Source organism: Desulfolithobacter sp., assembly GCF_054025815.1.
Map to the genome: position 1 here is coordinate 1 of NZ_JBPMMS010000008.1, position 2,685 is coordinate 2,685.

At 55.0% G+C, this 2,685-nt stretch carries 3 protein-coding genes; all 3 read right to left on the bottom strand.

Going from position 1 to position 2,685, the window contains the following annotated elements:
- Positions 1-1,187 (bottom strand): AmpG family muropeptide MFS transporter (locus ACXJJY_RS01530; RefSeq protein ID WP_456384942.1); only part of this gene is annotated, 1,187 nt, incomplete at its 3' end.
- Between the two features lie 178 nt (positions 1,188-1,365).
- Positions 1,366-2,001: a PEP-CTERM sorting domain-containing protein gene (locus ACXJJY_RS01535; protein ID WP_456384943.1), complete on the bottom strand. Its 636-nt coding sequence runs from the start codon at positions 1,999-2,001 to the stop codon at positions 1,366-1,368.
- A 359-nt stretch (positions 2,002-2,360) separates the two neighbouring features.
- Positions 2,361-2,685 (bottom strand): PilZ domain-containing protein (locus ACXJJY_RS01540; protein WP_456384944.1); only part of this gene is annotated, 325 nt, incomplete at its 5' end.

Consider the following 2,685-nt stretch of genomic DNA (forward strand, 5'->3'; position numbering starts at 1 on the left):
ACCCGGCGCAGAAGAAAAAGGCCGGGGATGGCGGCAAGTGCGCAGAAGAAAAAAAACCAGGGCCAGCCCATATATTCGGCCATATATCCGGTGGGTGCGGAGGCCAGGACCCGGGGAATTCCCATGAGACTGGACAGCAGGGCATACTGGGTGGCGGTGAATTTTTTATTGGTGATGGAGGCCATGTAGGCGACATAGGCGGCCGTGCCCATGCCGCCGCTCAGGTTCTCGAAGGCGATGACCGCGGCCAGACCGGGCAGGCTGTTGCCGACCAGGGCGAGCAGGGAAAAACCGGCCGTGGAGACGGCCTGCAGGATACCGAAGAACCAGAGAGACCGGGCAATGCCCAGGCGAATGAGGAGGATGCCGCCCAGCAGACCGCCGATGATGGTGGCCCAGAAGCCGAACAGTTTGGCAATGGTGCCGATCTCGGTCTTGGTGAAACCGATATCCATGTACAAGGGGATGGTCATGGTGGAGGCCATCTGGTCCCCGATCTTGTAGAGCAGGATGAAGAGCAGGATCTGCAGGGCGCTGTCCCGTTGGAGATATTCGACAAAGGGATGCAGGACCGCCTCGCGGAAGGTGGTGGGCGTGCCCTCGGCAACCTCGGGTTCCCGGCAGAACAGGGTGGTGAGGACCCCGACCAGGAGGCTGGCCGCCATAAGCAGGTAGACCTGCTGAAAGGCGATATGATCGGCCAGGATCAGGCCGCCGCTGCCGGCCAGCAGCATGCCGACCCTGTAGCCGTTCACATAGAGGGAGGAACCCAGGCCGAGTTCGTTATCGGCAAGGTCCTCCCGCCGGTAGGCATCGACAACAATATCCTGGGAGGCGGAAAAAAAAGTAACCAGGAAGGCCACACCGGCGACCAGCCAGGGAGATTCGCGGGGACTGGTCATACCGAGGGCGGCAATGGCGCTGATCAGCAATACCTGGAACAGCAGCAGCCAACCCCGCCGCCTGCCGAAGAGCGGCAGGGTAAAACGGTCAAGCACCGGAGACCAGAGAAACTTGAGGGTATAGGGCAGGCCGACCAGGGAAAAGAGGCCGATGGTCGACAGGTCCACCCCATCCTGCCGCATCCAGGCCTGTAGGACCGAGAGGGTCAGCAGCAGGGGGACGCCACAGGAAAACCCCATCAGAAAGGCGACCAGCATGCGTGGTGAAAAGATAAGGCGGAACATGGCAGTGGAGTCCGGTGGAATATGGCCATTGGCGGATTGAACAGGGCCAGATAGTACCGGGTTCCGTGATGCTGGCAACAAAAAAACCGCCCTGTGGAGCAACAGGGCGGTTTTTTCCAAAGACGAGGGACTTCCGGACGGCGTCATCAGCCGTCCTTAAGGTCCGGATGCACAGAGATCACTTCACCTTTTTCCTGCGAACCACGCCGGCAAGACCGGCCAGGCCGGTACCGAAGAGCAGCATGGTGGCTGGTTCGGGGACAGGAGCAACATCAGTAGCAACAACGGTTGGATCCCACGAGCCATCACCATCTGTATCCAAGCCGATCTTCACGACAGTGGGCAGAAGAAGATCGGTAAAAACATACTCGCTCTGGCCAGGATTGAACTGCTGATCAGTATAGTAGGTTGTGGAGGAAGCCAAGTCCGTAAAATAAAAACAAAAGGTAGTGTCGAAATCCTGGTCGTCACCGTCTACCCAGTCGTCATCAAGGCTTACCTGCCAGCCGGTGGCAGTGGTGTTGAAATAGACCGACTGCGTACCCAGCCAGCCGACATTATTATAATCAAATACTTCGAACTCACTGACGATTGTCGTTGGATTGGTAACGTCATCCACTGTATAAAGCCCAAAGCTGCCGTTGAAATTATCCCCGACATCCACCGTGAGCATGGTACTTTCACCATTGGTACCGGTGGTGAAATCCGTTAATGTCCAATAGTCTGCACTCACGGGAGCAGCCAGAGTATATCCAGCCATCAGGCCAACGCCTGCCAAGGCAACAACCGCGCTTCTCAAAAACATTTTCTTCATTAAACCCTCCTCTCTATATAAAACAGGTAACAGGCAACTACTTCTTCTCTTTGCTCTGGCTGTACTCATTCACAGAATATGCCAACCTGTGGAACATTACATATCCACAGACCTGCCACAGGGACAAAATTAATATATCATACTGGAATTAAAGAGATTTCGAAACAAGGAAAAACTCGGCCAGAGACTGCGCACGATAAAATGGAAGGAAAAAGATCAAAATTCCACAGCAGAGGGACCCTCATTTTCCGGGAAAAACAGGGAAGAACCCCGCAAGAGACCGGAAAACAAAACCTGAAGCAGAAAAGAAACGGAAAATCAGCCTGTTAAAAGCAATACCGGTTTCCGGAAAAAAGGAATCAGCTCCGGTGGAGACCGATTCGTTTCCGGATCACAGGGGCAAGGCCATTGTCGGCAACGGCTACACCAACATGGAAGAGGGGGGCTTTATCAAGGGTACGGCACCACCTGACTCGGCCGGTGCCACGGAAAGAATTGATGGAAGATTCATCAGTTATGGAAAACCTGACCAAAGAGTCCACTGACAGACAACGATAACTTTCAAAGCGGATCCCGCCGGGACTGAGATCTACGGTACATGCGCTGTCATCGATCAGATTCTCCAGGGATTCTTCTGCGAGAAATTCGGAAAGGCGGAACGAAAGCCGGGCCGGGATCCGCTCA

What these genes read in the sequence shown, in the direction of transcription:
- ACXJJY_RS01535 (WP_456384943.1), bottom strand. Translation starts at nt 2,001, where the DNA reads ATGAAGAAAATGTTTTTGAGAAGCGCGGTTGTTGCCTTGGCAGGCGTT.